The organism is Streptomyces sp. HP-A2021 (assembly GCF_022807935.1).
GTDB classification, from domain to species: Bacteria; Actinomycetota; Actinomycetes; order Streptomycetales; family Streptomycetaceae; genus Streptomyces; species Streptomyces afghaniensis.
Genome location: NZ_CP094344.1, coordinates 1,589,148 through 1,605,446, shown reverse-complemented (window position 1 = coordinate 1,605,446; position 16,299 = coordinate 1,589,148). Strand labels below are relative to the sequence as shown.

The 16,299-nt window shown below is 71.7% G+C and carries 15 protein-coding genes; 6 read left to right on the top strand and 9 right to left on the bottom strand.

Features of this window, described 5'->3' with window-relative positions; all coding sequences use genetic code 11:
- The first annotated feature begins 48 nt into the window (after positions 1-48).
- Entirely contained in the window at positions 49-1,773 is a 1,725-nt protein-coding gene (locus MQE23_RS07275; RefSeq protein ID WP_037672805.1) for a BCCT family transporter, read from the top strand.
- An 87-nt stretch (positions 1,774-1,860) separates the two neighbouring features.
- Here the strand turns inward: MQE23_RS07275 and MQE23_RS07270 are convergent, their stop codons facing one another.
- Positions 1,861-2,808: an FAD-dependent oxidoreductase gene (locus MQE23_RS07270; RefSeq protein WP_243378599.1), complete on the bottom strand. Its 948-nt coding sequence runs from the start codon at positions 2,806-2,808 to the stop codon at positions 1,861-1,863.
- 66 nt (positions 2,809-2,874) lie between these two features.
- Here MQE23_RS07270 and MQE23_RS07265 point away from each other — a divergent pair, with 66 nt between their 5' ends.
- Together MQE23_RS07265 and MQE23_RS07260 are read left to right on the top strand one after the other, a co-directional pair.
- Entirely contained in the window at positions 2,875-3,897 is a 1,023-nt protein-coding gene (locus tag MQE23_RS07265; protein ID WP_020276376.1) for a hypothetical protein, read from the top strand.
- Positions 3,898-3,922: 25 nt separating this feature from the next.
- On the top strand, positions 3,923-5,563 hold the full coding sequence (locus tag MQE23_RS07260; RefSeq protein ID WP_020276375.1) for an ABC-F family ATP-binding cassette domain-containing protein: 1,641 nt from the start codon (positions 3,923-3,925) through the stop codon (positions 5,561-5,563).
- Here the strand turns inward: MQE23_RS07260 and MQE23_RS07255 are convergent.
- From MQE23_RS07255 to MQE23_RS07245, 4 genes are all read right to left on the bottom strand, one after another.
- Entirely contained in the window at positions 5,560-6,117 is a 558-nt protein-coding gene (locus tag MQE23_RS07255; protein WP_020276374.1) for a putative glycolipid-binding domain-containing protein, read from the bottom strand. The genes MQE23_RS07260 and MQE23_RS07255 overlap by 4 nt on opposite strands.
- Positions 6,118-6,222: 105 nt before the next feature.
- Positions 6,223-8,607, bottom strand: a complete 2,385-nt coding sequence (locus tag MQE23_RS07250; protein WP_037672802.1) for a Tex family protein — start codon at positions 8,605-8,607, stop codon at positions 6,223-6,225.
- Positions 8,608-8,722: 115 nt separating this feature from the next.
- Positions 8,723-8,854 carry an LPFR motif small protein gene (locus MQE23_RS43495; protein ID WP_010042827.1) on the bottom strand — a complete coding sequence of 44 codons (132 nt, stop codon included), beginning with the start codon at positions 8,852-8,854 and terminating at the stop codon, positions 8,723-8,725.
- A 141-nt stretch (positions 8,855-8,995) separates the two neighbouring features.
- Positions 8,996-9,865: a hypothetical protein gene (locus MQE23_RS07245; protein WP_243378598.1), complete on the bottom strand. Its 870-nt coding sequence runs from the start codon at positions 9,863-9,865 to the stop codon at positions 8,996-8,998.
- Between the two features lie 114 nt (positions 9,866-9,979).
- Between MQE23_RS07245 and MQE23_RS07240 the strand changes: the two genes are divergently transcribed.
- Positions 9,980-10,939 (top strand): GlxA family transcriptional regulator, encoded by a 960-nt coding sequence (locus tag MQE23_RS07240; RefSeq protein WP_243378597.1) that lies wholly within the window; start codon positions 9,980-9,982, stop codon positions 10,937-10,939.
- 27 nt (positions 10,940-10,966) lie between these two features.
- Positions 10,967-11,602: a DJ-1/PfpI family protein gene (locus tag MQE23_RS07235; RefSeq protein WP_243378596.1), complete on the top strand. Its 636-nt coding sequence runs from the start codon at positions 10,967-10,969 to the stop codon at positions 11,600-11,602.
- On the opposite strand, the gene MQE23_RS07230 is transcribed toward MQE23_RS07235, so the two are convergent.
- Positions 11,589-12,344 (bottom strand): enoyl-CoA hydratase/isomerase family protein, encoded by a 756-nt coding sequence (locus MQE23_RS07230; RefSeq protein ID WP_020272199.1) that lies wholly within the window; start codon positions 12,342-12,344, stop codon positions 11,589-11,591. The two genes, MQE23_RS07235 and MQE23_RS07230, sit on opposite strands and share 14 nt — an antisense overlap.
- Positions 12,345-12,562: 218 nt before the next feature.
- Here MQE23_RS07230 and MQE23_RS07225 point away from each other — a divergent pair, with 218 nt between their 5' ends.
- The gene (locus tag MQE23_RS07225; protein WP_020272200.1) at positions 12,563-13,069 is read left to right on the top strand and encodes an ATP-binding protein; all 507 of its coding nucleotides are present in this window, start codon (positions 12,563-12,565) and stop codon (positions 13,067-13,069) included.
- A 22-nt stretch (positions 13,070-13,091) separates the two neighbouring features.
- Here the strand turns inward: MQE23_RS07225 and idi are convergent, their stop codons facing one another.
- The 3 genes from idi to galE all read right to left on the bottom strand — a co-directional run bounded on the left by idi (position 13,092) and on the right by galE (position 16,064).
- The gene (idi, locus tag MQE23_RS07220; RefSeq protein ID WP_037668805.1) at positions 13,092-13,685 is read right to left on the bottom strand and encodes an isopentenyl-diphosphate Delta-isomerase; all 594 of its coding nucleotides are present in this window, start codon (positions 13,683-13,685) and stop codon (positions 13,092-13,094) included.
- A 310-nt stretch (positions 13,686-13,995) separates the two neighbouring features.
- A complete protein-coding gene (locus tag MQE23_RS07215) occupies positions 13,996-14,934 on the bottom strand; it encodes a cation diffusion facilitator family transporter (protein WP_020272202.1) in 939 nt (312 codons plus the stop codon).
- A 158-nt stretch (positions 14,935-15,092) separates the two neighbouring features.
- Positions 15,093-16,064, bottom strand: coding sequence for a UDP-glucose 4-epimerase GalE (galE, locus tag MQE23_RS07210; protein WP_020272203.1), 972 nt, complete (start codon positions 16,062-16,064; stop codon positions 15,093-15,095).
- Positions 16,065-16,299 lie beyond the last annotated feature (235 nt).

Below are 16,299 nucleotides of genomic sequence, written 5' to 3'. Positions count from 1 at the left end.
TTACGGAGGACTTACGTTCCTCATACGTCCCGATGAAAGGTGCCGCCTGTGACGCACGACCGACCAAGTGAGAGCGATCACCAAGAGGGGGTCGCGCTTCCGGGTTCGGAAGCGGGCCTCCCCGGTCAGGAACGCCCTAGAACCGACCGAATTGTCTTCGGGGTCACGGCCGTGCTCACCCTCGCCTTCGTGGTCTGGGGAGCGGCGGCGACCGACTCGCTCGAAGACGTCTCCACGAGCATGCTCAGCGGGCTGATGCACAACGGCGGCTGGGCGTTCATGCTCGCGGCCTCCGGCTTCGTCGTGTTCGCCCTGTGGCTCGCGATCAGCCGCTACGGCCGTATCCACCTCGGTGCGGAGGGCGAGGAGCCCGAGTTCCGCACGGTGTCCTGGGTCGCGATGATGTTCAGCGCCGGCATGGGCATCGGCCTGATGTTCTACGGCGTGAGCGAGCCGTTGTCGCACTACGGCACGCCCCCGCCGGGCACGAACCCGGCCGACTCCGGCGACCGCATGGAGACGGCCATGGCCACCACCCTGTTCCACTGGACGCTCCACCCGTGGGCGATCTACGCGGTGGTCGGCCTCGCCATCGCCTACAGCACCTTCCGCCGACGGCGCCGCCAGACCATCAGCGCCGTCTTCACCCCGCTCATCGGCACGAAGAACGCCAACGGCGGCATCGGCCGGGCCATCGACATCCTCGCGATCATCGCGACCGTCTTCGGCTCCGCCGCCTCGCTGGGCCTCGGCGCGCTCCAGATCGGCTCCGGCGTGCAGGAGCTGAAGTGGATGGACAAGGTGAGCACCGGGCTGCTCGTCACGATCATCGCGGTGCTGACCCTGGCCTTCGTCGCGTCCGCGATCTCGGGTGTGGAGAAGGGCATCCAGTGGCTGTCCAACACCAACATGGTGCTGGCGCTGGTGCTCGCCCTGTTCGTGTTCGTGGCCGGCCCGACCATCATCGTCCTCGACCTGCTGCCCACCTCCGTCTTCGCCTACCTCGGCGACCTGCCCCAGCTGGCCGGCCGGACCGAGGCGAGCGGTGGCGAGGGCGTCGCCGACTGGCTGGGCAGCTGGACGGTCTTCTACTGGGCGTGGTGGATCTCCTGGACGCCCTTCGTCGGCATGTTCATCGCCCGCATCAGCCGGGGCCGCACGATCCGCCAGTTCGTCGGCGGTGTCATCCTCGTGCCCAGCACCGTCAGCCTGATCTGGTTCGCGATCTTCGGTGGCTCGGCGATGAAGATGCAGGAGCAGGGGCAGCTCGGCAAGGAGGCCACCCCGGAGGGGCAGCTCTTCGGTGTGCTCCAGCAGTTCCCCATCGCGACCGTCACGAGCCTGCTCGTGATGGTCCTCGTCGGAATCTTCTTCGTCTCGGGCGCCGACGCGGCGTCGATCGTCATGGGCACCCTGTCGCAGAAGGGCGCGCTCGAACCGGGCCGGTTCGTGGTGGTGTTCTGGGGCGTGGTCACCGGTGCGGTGGCCGCGATCATGCTCCTGGTCGGCAGCGGCCAGGGCGACGCGCTGACCGGTCTGCAGAACCTCACGATCCTCGCGGCGGCGCCGTTCGTCATCGTGATGATCTTCATGTGTATCGCCCTGATGCGCGACCTTCGCCGCGACCCGGTGATCGTACGTGAGCAGATGGGATCCGAGGCCGTCGAAATGGCCGTCATGGAAGGCCACAAGAAGTACGACGGCGAGTTCGAGTTCCGTGTCGGCCCGGGCCGCGGTCCGGACGTGGAGGGAGACCCGATCGGCAAGCACTGACCCGACCGCCCCAGCCGGTTGACCTCGACGCCCTCGGCCGCCATCGGCCGGGGGCGTCGAAGTTCGAGGAGTACCGGCCCGGCGGTCCTAGCCGACCAGCCGGGCCGCCTCCTCGGCGCACCCCCAGGCCACGGTCACACCGGCACCGCCGTGGCCGTAGTTGTGGATCAACAGGCGGCCGTCCGGCAGAGTGTCGCGCTCCAGGCGGACGGCGGGGCGGGTGGGGCGCAGTCCCACCCGGTGTTCCAGTACGCGCGCCCCGGCGATCTCCGGCCGCAGCGCCGCACAGCGGCGGATGATCGCGTCGGCCGTCGCGGGGTCGGGTTCCGGCGACCACACGTCCTCCTCCGCCGTGCCGCCGAGGACGAGCCCGCCCGGCTGCGGGAACATGTACGCGTACTCGCCGGCCGCGTCGGTGGAGACCAGCCAGGTGTCGATCCCCGGGTTCTCCACGACGACCAACTGCCCGCGCACGGGCCGCACGGACGGATCCGGCACCAGCTCCCGGGCGGCGAGCCCCGTGCAGTTGATCACGACCGGCGCGTCGGCCTCCGCGAACCCGGACACCGTACGGGCCTCGACCACACCGCCCGCCGCCCCCAACCGCTCCCGCAGCCACGGCAGATGAACCGGCATGTCGATGAGCGGCAACCGCGCCCGGATCCCAAACCCCGCGTACTCCCCGGGCGTGCTCGCCCGCAGCTCCGGCATCCGCTCCGTCAGCCACCCGTCGACCTCGTCGAGACGCGTCTCGCCCAGTACACCGTCGACCAGGCGCACGCCGCTCGACCCGGACTCCGCGGCCAGCCCCTCGTACACCTCCAGCGACCGCAGCGCCCACACCCGTGCCAGCGCGAGCGGCTCGATCCGGTACGGCCACCACAGTGCCCCCGCAACCGCCGAGGTGGTCGCCTCGACAGGGTCCCGCGTCCACACCCGCACCCGCCGCCCCCGCTCGGCGAGAACCACCGCGGTCGTCAGCCCGACCACCCCGCCACCGACCACCACGATCTCGTCACCGCGCTCACCAGCCATGCCCGGACCGTAGCGGAATGTGCCATGCCGTGCTCACATCACGTGCGGTGTGGGAATACTCACCGTATGTGTGCCGAGTACACGACCTTCGGCCTGGCACCCGCGATGCGGGCCGGCGGAGTCCGCACGGACGGTGGGTACCAGGTCCACCGGGACTTCGTGGACTTCATCGTCGACGGACGCCCGCTGCTGTTCCGGCTCTCCGACCTCGACGCGGTCTCCCCGCTCGCCTCCGACGTACCACCGGCGATCTTCACCGCGCAGGTCCGCAGTCTGCTCCTGGAGAGCCCGGCACCGCTGCCAGGCGGCCGCTACGTCGTCTACGGCTGCCCCGAGTGCGAGGACCTGGCGTGCGGCGCCGTCACCGCGGTCATCCAGCGGGACGGCGAGGACTTCATCTGGCGGGACTTCGCCTGGCAGACCGACGAACACGCCGACCTGGAGCTCAACGGCTACCACGGCATCGGCCCGTTCCGCTTCCGCGGCGCCGAGTACCGCGCGGCGCTCAGCAACCTGCTGAACGGCTCCGCCCCCGACACCCGTCGCCGCGTCCTGCTGATCGGCGCCCGCGTCGCCGTCCTGGCCAAGCTCGCCGCGGCGTTGCGCACCATCGGCGTCGGCGCCGACATCGCCCACGACGCCGACCACGTGCCCGCCGACGAACTGCGCGGCTACGGCGCCGTCGCCTTCGGCCACGGAACCGGCGAGCGGGAACGTGCCGCCGTCCGCCGCGCCTTCGAACGCGCCGAGGTCCCCGTCGCCTGCGTCGACGGCCTCGGCCCGATCGTTCCCCTCCTCGTCGCCCAGATCGAACACGCCCTGGACCGCAGCCCGCTGGAGCAGCGCCGCCTCACCGGCCTGACCGCCACCGGCGGCGAGGCCGGCATCGAGGTCACCTCCGCCTGCCGGGTCACCCTCACCGCGTACCGCCTCGACCGGCTCTCCCGCACCCACACCCAGGAGATCTTCGACGGCGTCCTGGAACCGGGTCGGCACCGCATCGCTCTCGACGCCAAGGCGGTCAAGGGACGGTCCTTCGTCGTGGCGCGCACGTCCGGAGGTGTCCTGGCCACGGCCGTCACCCACTGAGAGGCCCATTAGGATCGGCACTCTGATGACTGCCACCCTCGTCGCCAAGAACCTCGCCGCCGGCCACGGCGACCGCTCCCTGTTCACCGGACTCGACCTCGTCGTCGCGCCCGGCGACGTGATCGGCCTGGTCGGAGCCAACGGCGCCGGCAAGTCCACCCTGCTCAGGATGCTCGCCGGACTCACCGCCCCCGAGCAGGGCGAGCTGCGCCTGTCCCCGCCGACCGCCACCGTCGGCCACCTGCCGCAGGAGCCGGACCGCCGCCCCGGCGAGACCGTACGGGCTTTCCTGGCCCGCCGCACCGGCGTCGCCGAGGCCCAGCGGACCATGGACGAGGCGACCCAGGCCTTGGTCGACGGGGAGCCCGGCGCCGACGACGCCTACGCCACGAGCCTGGAGCGCTGGCTCGGACTGGGCGGTGCCGACCTCGACGAACGCGCCGAGGAGGTCGCCGACTCCCTGGGCCTCGCGGTGGGCCTGGACCAGCTGATGACGTCGCTGTCCGGCGGCCAGGCCGCCCGCGCCGGCCTCGCCTCCCTGCTCCTGTCCCGCTACGACGTCTTCCTCCTCGACGAGCCCACCAACGACCTCGACCTGGACGGCCTGGAGCGCCTCGAACGCTTCGTGAGCGGCCTGCGCGCCGGGACGGTGGTCGTCAGCCACGACCGCGAGTTCCTCACCCGCACCGTCACCAAGGTCCTCGAACTCGACCTCGCCCAGCGCCGGATCAACCTCTACGGCGGTGGCTACGAGGCCTACCTGGAGGAACGGGAGGTCGCCCGCAGGCACGCCCGCGACGAGTTCGAGGAGTACGCCGACAAGAAGGCTGCCCTCCAGGACCGCGCACAGATGCAGCGCTCCTGGATGGACAAGGGCGTGAAGAACGCGCGCCGCAAGGCGGGCAACGACAATGACAAGATCGGACGCAAGTTCCGCAGCGAGGCCAGCGAGAAGCAGGCCGCGAAGGCGCGGCAGACCCAGCGCATGATCGAGCGGCTGGACGTCGTCGAGGAGCCCCGCAAGGAGTGGGAACTGCGCATGGAGATCGCGTCGGCCCCGCGCTCGGGCGCCGTCGTCGCGACCCTGCGGGACGCCGAGGTGCGCCGCGGCGGCTTCGTCCTCGGCCCGGTGTCCCTCCAGATCGACTGGGCGGACCGGGTGGCGGTGACGGGCGCGAACGGCGCGGGCAAGTCCACCCTGCTCGCCGCCCTGCTCGGCCGTGTCCCGCTCGACGCCGGGCACGCCGCTCTCGGCTCGGGCGTACTGCTCGGCGAGGTCGACCAGGCCCGGAAGCTGTTCCACGGCCAGGAGCCCTTGATGGACGCCTTCCGCGCGGCCGTCCCGGACACCGAACCGGCCGAGGTCCGCACGCTCCTGGCCAAGTTCGGCCTCAAGTCGGACCATGTCCTGCGCCCCGCGGCGACCCTCTCCCCGGGCGAGCGCACCAGAGCCGCCCTGGCACTGCTCCAGGGCCGCGGCGTCAACCTCCTGGTCCTCGACGAGCCGACCAACCACCTCGACCTGCCCGCCATCGAGCAGTTGGAGTCCGCGCTCGACTCCTACGAGGGCACCCTCCTGCTGGTCACCCACGACCGCCGGATGCTGGACGCCGTACACGTCACCCGCCGCCTGGAGGTGGCGGACGGCAAGGTGACCGAGCGCTAACGGACCGTCAGCCGGGTGGCCAGCGAGGGATACTCCACGACGTACCCCTGCTCGTCGAACTCCAGGTCGCTGCGGAAGTCGCCGGACGCGTACCGGACCCGCCCGGGACCGAGATGCGTGTACGTCTGCCGGGACGGCCGCACCGCCAGCTCCGGCACAGACACCCAGGCCATCAGGAACTCCCGTTCGCCGGGCGCCTGATGCAGCCCGTGCCGGAGCACCGGCATGGTGTTGGTGAGCGGGCACAGCCCCAAGTCGCAGTCGAGGGCGCCGTCGACACCGGGCAGCGGCTCGCCGTTTCCGGTCCACGTGCGATGACCGTCGTGCCGCAGGTCGAGAACGCGTTCCTGCGCCGCTGTCTCCACCGTGACGCTCAGCCGCCGGGTCACGAACCCTTCAGCGGTTTCGAGCTCGTACGAGACCCAGTACGGCTCGGGGACGGTCCCGACAGCCCGCCCGCGCGCCCGCATCACTCCGTCCCCGAGCTCGACCCAGGCGGTCTCGACCCCCCGGCTCGCGGACACGTCCCAGGTGATGACACGCGAAGCAGGCATACCAACCACGATAGATCGTGAAGGGCGCGAAGCGCCTCTTCACCAAGGGCGCGGGGAACTGCGCGACCAGCCACAACGGCCCCGCAGCTCCCCACAGCCGAACCGTCAGCGCTTGCCGTTCTTGGGGTCGACCAGCCCCGCCCGGCGCAACGCGTCGGCCATCGCCCCGTTGGCAGGCGGCGGCGCCTGACGCGAACCGCCACCGCCACCACGGCGCCCGCCGGCGCCGCCCTGCCGCTGCTGCGGCGGACGCCCGCCCCGCTGCCTGCGCTCGCCGGAGCCGTCCTGCCCCTGCGGGGCCGCCTCGTCGTCCAGGCGCAGCGTCAGCGAGATCCGCTTGCGCGGGATGTCGACGTCGAGGACCTTCACCTTGACGATGTCCCCGGGCTTCACCACGTCCCGCGGATCCTTGACGAACGTCTTCGACATCGCGGAGACGTGCACCAGACCGTCCTGGTGGACACCGACGTCGACGAACGCGCCGAACGCGGCGACGTTCGTCACGACCCCCTCCAGGACCATCCCGGCCGACAGGTCGGAGATCTTCTCCACGCCCTCCTTGAAGGCGGCCGTCTTGAAGGCCGGACGCGGGTCGCGGCCGGGCTTCTCCAGCTCCTTGAGGATGTCGGTGACCGTCGGCAGACCGAACGTCTCGTCGACGAAGTCCTGCGGCTTCAGCGAGCGCAGCACCGCGGTGTTGCCGATGAGCCCCGCGACCTCCTGCCCGGAGTTCTGCACCATGCGCCGGACGACCGGATACGCCTCCGGGTGCACGCTGGACGCGTCCAGCGGGTCGTCGCCGCCGCGGATCCGCAGGAAGCCCGCGCACTGCTCGTAGGCCTTCGGGCCCAGCCGCGCCACCTTCTTCAGCTCACCACGGGACTTGAACGGCCCGTTGGAGTCCCGGTGCGCCACGATGTTCTCGGCGAGCCCGGAGGTGATGCCGGAGACCCGGGCGAGCAGCGGGGCCGACGCCGTGTTGACGTCCACGCCCACGCCGTTCACACAGTCCTCCACCACCGCGTCCAGCGAACGCGACAGCTTCACCTCGGACAGGTCGTGCTGGTACTGGCCGACACCGATCGACTTGGGGTCGATCTTCACCAGCTCGGCCAGCGGGTCCTGGAGCCGCCGGGCGATCGACACGGCACCGCGCAGCGACACGTCCATGTCGGGCAGCTCCTGCGAGGCGAAGGCGGACGCCGAGTACACGGACGCGCCGGCCTCGGACACCATCACCTTCGTGAGCTTCAGCTCCGGGTGCTTGGTGATCAGTTCCCCGGCGAGCTTGTCGGTCTCGCGGGACGCCGTGCCGTTGCCGATGGCGATCAGTTCGACCGCGTGCTCCTTCGCGAGCCGGGCCAGCTTGGCGATGGCCTCGTCCCACCGGTTGGCCGGGACGTGCGGGTGGATGACGTCCGTGGCGACGACCTTGCCGGTCGCGTCGACGACGGCGACCTTCACACCCGTACGGAAACCGGGGTCGAGACCGAGCGTCGCACGTGTGCCCGCCGGGGCGGCGAGCAGCAGGTCGCGCAGGTTGGCCGCGAAGACCCGCACCGCCTCGTCCTCGGCGGCCGTGCGCAGCCGCAGCCTGAGGTCGATGCCGAGGTGGACGAGGATGCGGGTGCGCCAGGCCCAGCGGACCGTGTCCAGCAGCCACTTGTCGCCGGGTCGGCCCCGGTCGGCGATCCCGAACCGGTGCGCGACCATCCCCTCGTACGACGACGGGCCGTCGGTCGGCTCCTCCGGCTCCAGGACGAGGTCGAGGACCTCCTCCTTCTCGCCGCGCAGCATCGCCAGGATGCGGTGCGAGGGCAGCTCGGTGAACGGCTCGGCGAAGTCGAAGTAGTCGGCGAACTTCGCGCCCGCCTCCTCTTTGCCGTCCCGCACCTTGGCGGCCAGCCGCCCCCGCACCCACATGCGCTCGCGCAGCTCGCCGATCAGGTCGGCGTCCTCCGAGAACCGCTCGGTGAGGATCGCCCGGGCGCCGTCGAGGGCGGCCTGCGGATCGGCCACGCCCTTGTCGGCGTCGACGAAGGCGGCGGCCGCGGCGAGGGGCTCGACGGTCGGATCGCCGAGCAGTCCCTCCGCCAGCGGCTCGAGACCGGCCTCGCGCGCGATCTGCGCCTTGGTGCGCCGCTTGGGCTTGTACGGGAGGTAGATGTCCTCCAGTCGCGCCTTGGTCTCCGCGCCCAGGATCCGCGCCTGAAGTTCCTCGGTGAGCTTGCCCTGCTCGCGCACCGACTCCAGGATCGCCGTCCGCCGCTCCTCCAGCTCCCGCAGATAGCGCAGCCGCTCCTCGACGGTGCGCAGCTGCGCATCGTCGAGCATCTCGGTCGCTTCCTTGCGGTAGCGGGCGATGAAGGGCACCGTAGAACCGCTGTCGAGCAGCTCCACGGCAGCCCTGACCTGCCGCTCCCGTACGCCGAGCTCCTCGGCGATCCTGCCTTCGATGGACCCTACTTCGAGGGACCCGGGTGTCGTCACGTCCCGTACCGCCTTCTCCACTGAGGTTGCGCGGCAATTGTGGCAGGTGACACCGACACTCGGGGTCAGGGCGGCACCGGGCAGGTCGGGACGGTTCTTGCCGGAACCCCGCGGCTCAGACCCTGCGGCTGCGGGTGGAGGACGAAGCGCCGCCGAAGAGCCGGGCCAGGGCCCGGAAGGGCAGCGTCACGACGGTGGCGATGGCGCCGCCGATCTGGCGCAGCACGTCTGCAATGGCACGGAACACGTAATTCCCCTTTCTCCTCTCCCGGCCGCAGTGGCCGGGAGAGACCGGGTACCTCGCCAAAGCCTCACCATGCGTCACGGCCCCACACGTGTGCGCACACATGTGCCCGCACACGTGCCCGCGACCGTGGACAGCGCACGGTCAGCGCTTGCCGAGCAGATCCGCCGGATACGCCCCGGCCGTGAGCGCCGCCTGCGCGAAGGCCGCCCCCAGTTCGGTCAGCCGGGCCACCCCGTCCGGACCCAGGTGCTCGTACGGGGCCCGGTCCAGGCGGTCCGTCTCCTGCTCGATCTCCTCGCGCAGGGCGACACCCCGCTCGGTGAGCTCGCCGGCCGCGTCCAGCAGCCCGCGCTCACGCAGCCGGCCCGTCGCCGCGTCCCAGTCCTCCTGGCTCCAGCCCCGGGTGCTGAAGACCCACTTCGGCGTCATGCCCCGGCCCGTCGCCGTGTGGGTGACCATGGCCTCCAGCCCGTCCAGCCCCGCGGCCATCAGCACGGCCAGATGCCCGTCGCCCCGGTGCTCGCGCAGCAGGGTGGCAGCGTGCCAGTACGCGAGATGCGGCTCCTCGGGGACGGGCAGGTCGGCATGGGCGGCGTACAGCGGCCGCGCCCCGCGCGAACACGCCTCGGCGGCGCGCAGCGCGAGCCGCGCGGCCTCCGCCATCTCGGCGGACGCCAGGGCGTGTTCGCCCAGCAGGCGGCGCAGCGTGGCGTCGACCGCACGCGCGCGTGCCGCCAGCACCTGGCCGGGCGTCGCGGTCTCCCACACCGCCGGCACGTGCCGGGCCACGAGCTCGTACTTGTAGTTGTAGAAGGCCGCGGCCACCGTCCCGGCCCCCACCGGCCCGAGGGCGGCGGCCCGCACGGCGAAGTTCACGGCCCGGGGGTCGGTGACCCCGGCAGCACCCAGCTCCCGGCCCAGATCGGGCGAGAAGTAGTGCGTCGAGTGCAGGGAGTTGAGCACGTTGTGGCAGCGTCGGCCGGCGCGCGGCTCAAGGGCGGCAGTCGTCATGCCCGGCAGGTTACCAACCGCTTGGTATGCCCTCTGTGGCCGCGGTCCTCATGGCAGAAAAGGTGGGGAACTCGTCATTGCGGCCACCCTCCGGGCCCGCGAAGAATCGACCGCATGGCCCAGCGCACCGTTCTCGCCGTCCTCTTCGAGGGCGTGCAGAGCCTCGACGTCACCGGGCCCGTGGAGGTCTTCGCGGGCGCGGACCTGCTCTCGCCGGGCGCGTACCGGATCCGCACGGCATCCCTCGACGGTGCGCCCGTACGGACCACCAGCGGTCTGACCCTCGTGCCCGACCTGTCCCTGGCCACCGCGCCCGATCCGGACATCCTCCTCGTCCCCGGCGGCACGGGCAGCCTGCGCCCCGACCCGCGCCTGGTCGACTGGGTGCGCGAGCACGGGCCGCGCGCCGCCCGCCTGGTCTCCGTGTGCACCGGCGCGTCCGTGCTGGCCGCGGCCGGCCTGCTGGACGGCCGCCGGGCCACGACCCACTGGGCGTACTGCGACCGGCTCGCCCGCGACCACCCGGCCGTCGAGATCGACCCCGACCCCGTCTACGTACGCGACGGACACATCGCCACCTCGGCCGGTGTCACCGCCGGCATCGACCTCGCCCTCGCCCTGGTGGAGGAGGACCTGGGCCGGGACGCCGCGCTCACCATCGCCCGCCACCTGGTCGTGTTCCTGCGCCGGCCCGGGAACCAGGCCCAGTTCAGCGCCCAGCTCGCGGCCCAGACCGCACACCGCGAACCCCTGAGAGACGTCCAGCGCTTCATCACCGAACGCCCCGACGCCGACCTCTCCGTCGAGGCCCTCGCCACCCGCGCCCGTCTGTCGCCCCGCCACTTCGCCCGCGCCTTCCGGTCCGAGACCGGTATGACGCCGGGCCGGTACGTGGACCGGATCCGCCTCGAACACGCCCGCCGCCTGCTGGAGGACACCGCCGACGGCATCGAGGAGATCTCCCGCACCAGCGGCTACGGCACCCCCGAGGCCATGCGCCGCGCCTTCGTCAAGACTCTGGGCACGCCCCCGGCGGAGTACCGCCGCCGCTTCCGCACCGCGACGACGTCCTGACCCCTGCACACCGACCGGAAGGGTCCCATGCAGATCGCCATCGTCCTCTACGACCGCTTCACCGCCCTCGACGCAGTGGGCCCCTACGAGACCCTCGGCCGGCTCCCGGACGCGGAGACCGTCTTCGTCGCCGAGGAGACCGGCCCCGTACGGAACGACTCCGGCAACCTCGCCCTCGTAGCCGACCGGACCCTTGCCGACGTACCGCACCCCGACATCATCGTGGTCCCCGGCGGCCCGGGCCCGCTCCCGCTCGCGGCGGACGGCGCCCTGCTGACCTGGCTGCGCACCGCCGATGAGACCAGCACCTGGACGACGTCCGTGTGCACCGGCTCCCTGCTGCTCGCCGCCGCCGGACTCCTCCGGGGCCGCCGCGCGACCTCCCACTGGCTGGCCCTGGAGGAGCTGAAGCGCCACGGCGCCGAGCCGACGGGGGAGCGGGTCGTCACCGACGGCAAGTACGTCACAGCGGCCGGCGTCTCCGCCGGCATCGACATGGGGCTGACCCTGCTCGGCCGGATCGCGGGCGACACCCACGCGCAGATCGTCCAGCTCGCAGCCGAGTACGACCCGCAGCCGCCCTACGACGCCGGATCACCCGGGAAGGCCCCCGCGCACGTGGTCGAACTGCTCCGGTCGCACGCCGGCCTCATTCTGACGTAGGCACGCTCCAGCCGAACCGCGGCTGCCTGCGCTCCAGGAACGCGGCGACACCCTCCGCGGTGTCGCCGCTCTCGCGTGCCCGCGTGGCCCAGTGGGCGTCGCGGTCCGTGCGCCCGTTCGCGAACTCCTTGGCCGCGGCCTGCGTCAACTGCGAACGGGACACCAGGACCCTGGTGAACTCGACGACCCGCTTGCCCAGTTCGCCCTCGGGCAGCACCTCGTCGGCCAGCCCGGTGCGCAGCGCCCGCTCCGCCTCGATCAGTTCGCCGGAGAACAGCAGGTACTTGGCGGTGGCGGGACCGACCAGGGACACCAGCCGCCTGGTCGAGGACGCCGGATACACGATGCCCAGCTTCGCCGGGGTCACCCCGAACAGCGCCCCCTCCTCGGCGAACCGCAGATCGCAGGCCGCCGCCAACTGCGCCCCGCCGCCCACACAGTGCCCGCGCACCGCCGCCAGCGTCGGCTTGGGGAACGCGGCGAGCGCCTCCTCGGCCGCCACGGCCAGCCGCTGCGCCTTCTCCGGCGAGCCCCGCAGCGTCGAGATGTCGGCCCCGGCGCAGAACGTCCCGCCCTCGCCGGTGAGCACCAGCGCCCGCACGGCCGGATCGCCCGCGAGCCCCTCCAGCAGCGGCGGCAGGGAGCGCCACATCGAGGCCGTCATGGCGTTGCGCTTCTCGGGGTGGCGGATGACGACCGTCGCGACCGAGTCGGTCACGCTGTACAGCAACTGCGGCTCCATGCGCCGGATGTTATCCGGATGCCAAACCCGTACAACCCGAATAGTTCGCCGAGACGGCACAACAGGGACAGGACCAGTCCAACAACTGACCGTGTCATACGCCAACGGTCATAAGTGCTCGATAGTTGCTGACTTCTGTTCAGCCCTGGGGTGGGGAGCGCATCGTTACCAACACTCGGGGTGTGGCGACAATCGAGCGCGAGGGTGGCGACCGGACGATGGACAACGACGGGCGTGGGTTCGGCCCACGTCCAGAGAGCGGCGCGGCGCCCCTCGGCCCCGGGCCCGCGGATCCGCTGCCGTACGAAGGGGTCTGGCGGTTCACCGCACCTGCGGTCGACGCCTCGGTGCCGCAGGCGCGGCACGCCGTACGGGACCTGCTGCTGCGTCAGGGGGTGCCGGCCTCGGACGACCTGGCCCAAGGGCTGTTGCTGATCGTCTCGGAGCTGGTGACGAACGCCGTGAAGCACGCGGCGGTGCTCTCACCGACCATCGCCGTCGAGCTGGCCGTCGGTGCCGAGTGGCTGCGCGTGTCCGTGGAGGACAACCACCCGTACCGGCCGACCGCACTGGAGACCGACCACGGCCGGACCGGCGGCCGCGGACTGCTGCTGGTGCGCGAGATCACCCGGGAGGCCGGCGGTGTGTGCGAGGTCGACCACACCGCGAGCGGCGGCAAGGTGATCTGGGCCACCCTGCCGCTCAAACCCGCGCGCTACCCCTAGGGGGTGCCCGCGAGGGCCGACGTCACCAGCCGGCCGACGTGCCGGTCAGCTCCCTGATCGCCGGCCGGGCCGCGTCCAGGACGGTCATGAACCAGGACGAGAAGGTGTCCTTGGCGTGCCGCTCCGCCAGCTCGGGCGGGGTCACGAACGCCGTCGACGCCACCTCCTGAGGATCCGGCCGCAGTACGGCCTGCACCATCCCGACGAACAGGTGGTTGTACTCCTGCTCCACCAGACCGGACTCCGGGTCAGGGTGGTTGTAGCGGACCGTGCCCGCCTCGGCCAGCAGGGACGGGGAGGCGCCGAGCTCCTCGAAGGTCCGCCGGGCCGCCGCCGCGAAGGGCGCCTCACCGGGGTAGGGATGGCCGCAGCAGGTGTTCGACCAGACACCGGGGGAGTGGTACTTGCCCAGCGCCCGCTGCTGGAGCAGCAGCCGGCCGTACTCGTCGAAGAGGAACACCGAGAACGCGCGGTGCAGTTGCCCGGGTGGCTGATGGGCGGCGAGCTTCTCCGCGGTGCCGATCGTCACGCCGTCCTCGTCGACCAGTTCCAGCAAAATCGCGTCTGCGGTGCCGTTCGACGGGTTGTGCGTCGCGGTGGCAGGTGTGATCGGCATACCCATCCTTCACATCGGTCTTCGCGCCCCAAGTCTGCCGTACGAATCCGGCACTCCCGGCACTTCGCGACGCGCCCGCATGTCCCGCGCGGTGGCGCGGAGCGCGGACGGCGCCGCTCGGACGCCGGAACAGGGACCCAGTAGGGGATCGTGCCCGGCGCGGTGGGCCGAAAATCGTCCCCGCGGGTGCGGTGAGAGCCAGGACGCGGGCGCGCGCCGGAGGGCTGCGTACCCCGGCGCACTCACAGCACAACGCGCCCCACCAGCTCCATCAGCTCCATCAGCCCCAGACGCCTCAGAAGCGGGCGCGTCAGTGACAGAGGCGAGCCTCGTGCTCCGCGTGCCCGCCCGGCTCCAGCTGAAAGGTGCAGTGCTCCACGTCGAAGTGGCCGCCGAGGCAGTCCTGGAGCTCGTGGAGCATCTTCTCGTGGCCGATCGCGCTCAGCACGTCCGAGCTGACGACCACGTGCGCCGACAGCACCGGCATGCCGGAGGTGATCGTCCAGGCGTGCAGGTCGTGGACGTCCTCCACCCCGTCGGTCGCCAGGATGTGGGCCCGCACCTCCGCCATGTCGACGCCCTTGGGCGCCGCCTCCAGCAGGACGTTCACAGTCTCGCGCAGCAGCTTCACCGTGCGCGGCACGATCATCAGCGCGATCACGAGCGAGGCGATCGGGTCGGCGGCCTGCCAGCCGGTGAGCATGATCACTACGGACGAGACGATCACGGTGACCGAACCCAGGGCGTCCGCCGCCACCTCCAGGAACGCGCCGCGCACGTTCAGGCTCTCCTTCTGGCCGCGCATCAGCAGCGCCAGCGACACCATGTTCGCGACCAGGCCGATGACACCGAACACGACAGCGAGGTGGCCCTCGGTGTCCGCCGGAGTGACGAAGCGCTGGACCGACTCGTACAGGACGTACCCGCCGACCCCGAGCAGCAGCAGACAGTTGGCCAGGGCGGCGAGTATCTCGGCGCGGGCGTAGCCGAAGGTGGCCCGGTCGCTGGGCGGGCGGTTCGCGAAGTGGATCGCGAGCAGCGCCATGCCCAGGCCCAGCGCGTCCGTCGCCATGTGCGCCGAGTCCGCGACCAGCGCGAGCGAGTCGGCGAGCAGCCCGCCGACGACCTGGACGACCACGATGCCGAGCGTGATCGCCAGCGCGATGCGCAGCCTGCCCCGGTACGCCGAGGTCGCCGTACCGCCGGCCGCCGCGCCGTGCGCGTGCCCGTGATCGTGCCCAGCCCCCATGAAAGCCGCCCTCCGGTGTCCGTTCGAGTATCCGTCTGATCGTGTTCGGGCACCCCAGTGAACTACGGGGAGGGGGTATGTGCAACGCGGCACTGAACACCGTTGTCATGTGCCCTGACCTGCGGAAACGATATGCAGGTCAGGGCATTCCCAGCGGGTCAGGAGCCGTGGTGCAGGAGCCAGCCCTGCCAGGCCGACTCGGCCATCTCGCGCACCCCGCGCCGCGCGGTCCATCCCAGTTCCCCGGCCGCCCGGGCGGCCGAGGCGACCGCCCGCGGCGCGTCCCCGGGGCGGCGGCCCTCGACGAGCGGTGGCCGGCGGTCCCCGGTGACCTCGCCGATGACCGTGATGAGTTCGCGCACGGAGACGCCCTCGCCCCGGCCGATGTTGACCGTCAGATCGCCCGTGACGCCCCCGTCGGCGAGCCGCCGGGCCGCCGCGAGATGCGCCTCGGCCAGATCGGCGACGTGAATGTAGTCACGGATGCAGGTGCCGTCCGGGGTCGGGTAGTCGTCGCCGAAGATCCTGGGCGCCTCGTCGCGTGTCAGCCGGTCGAAGACCATCGGGACGATGTTGAAGACGCCGGTGTCGGCCAGTTCCGGCGCGGCAGCGCCCGCCACGTTGAAATAGCGCAGACATACGGTGGAGATCCCGTGCGCCCGGCCCGCCGCCCGCACCAGCCACTCCCCGGCGAGCTTGGTCTCGCCGTACGGGTTCACCGGCGCGCAGGGCGTGTCCTCCGTGATGAGGTCCACACCCGGGTCGCCGTACACCGCCGCCGACGACGAGAACACGAAGCGCTCGATCCCGGCCCCGGCGACCGCGTCCAGGAGAGTCACCAGGCCACCGACGTTCTCCCGGTAGTACCGCGTCGGCTGCGCGACGGACTCGGCGACCTGCTTGCGCGCCGCGAGATGCACCACACCCGTCACGCCGTGCTCGGCGAACACCCGTTTCAGCAGGTCACCGTCGAGCGACGAGCCCTCGACGAGCGGTACGTCCGCCGGGAGCCGCGTGGGCACCCCGGCCGAGAGGTCGTCCAGGGCGAGGACGCGCTCGCCGGCCTCGTTCATGGCCCTGGCCACGTGGGCCCCGATGTAGCCGGCCCCGCCGGTGATCAGCCAAGTCATGGTCGCCCACCCTATGCGGCCCCGGCCGGACCCGGCCCTATGTCCTCGATGTCCGGTCTGGGGGGCGCGGTTTGTGGGGCGGGCCCCGGATCCACGATGATGATCGCGGCAAAGGCCTGTGCGAACCACGTTGATCGATCTGCCAAACAGGCGGTGAACGCGGCCCTCCCGGCATCCGATAGCCTCTGCCGACACGCCGCCCGGGAGCTTTCCGGCGCGGGCGCCCCCACCATGT